The sequence below is a fragment of the Halalkalibacter lacteus genome (genome assembly GCF_036663595.1).
Classification (GTDB): Bacteria; Bacillota; Bacilli; order Bacillales; family Bacillaceae_D; genus Halalkalibacter; species Halalkalibacter lacteus.
Window position 1 is genome coordinate 1 of the sequence record NZ_JAWRVL010000273.1, and the last position, 263, is coordinate 263.

The 263-nt window shown below is 60.8% G+C and carries 1 protein-coding gene; it reads right to left on the bottom strand.

Going from position 1 to position 263, the window contains the following annotated elements; all coding sequences use genetic code 11:
- Positions 1 to 263 (bottom strand): hypothetical protein (locus SAZ04_RS22330; RefSeq protein WP_332699837.1); only part of this gene is annotated, 263 nt, incomplete at both ends.

A 263-nucleotide genomic window follows, 5' to 3' on the forward strand; every position in this document is an offset into this window, starting at 1 on the left:
GGTTGCATGAGGTAGCCCCGCACGCGCGTCTTCTCCAGCGGAATTCCGCTCTTCACGGCGTAGTCGCGCGCGGTCGACGTCCGCGAGACATACAGGTCGACCGTCGGCTCAATCCAATTGCGCGAATAACCCCAGCCGCCGGAAAACTCGCCGCAATAGGTGGCGCACCGAACCTTGTCCGCGCCGAGGATTTTCCGCGCGAGCTGAAAATATCCGCGGTTCAGACAGTCGTGGACACTGAAAACGAGCTGGGGCTTATACTC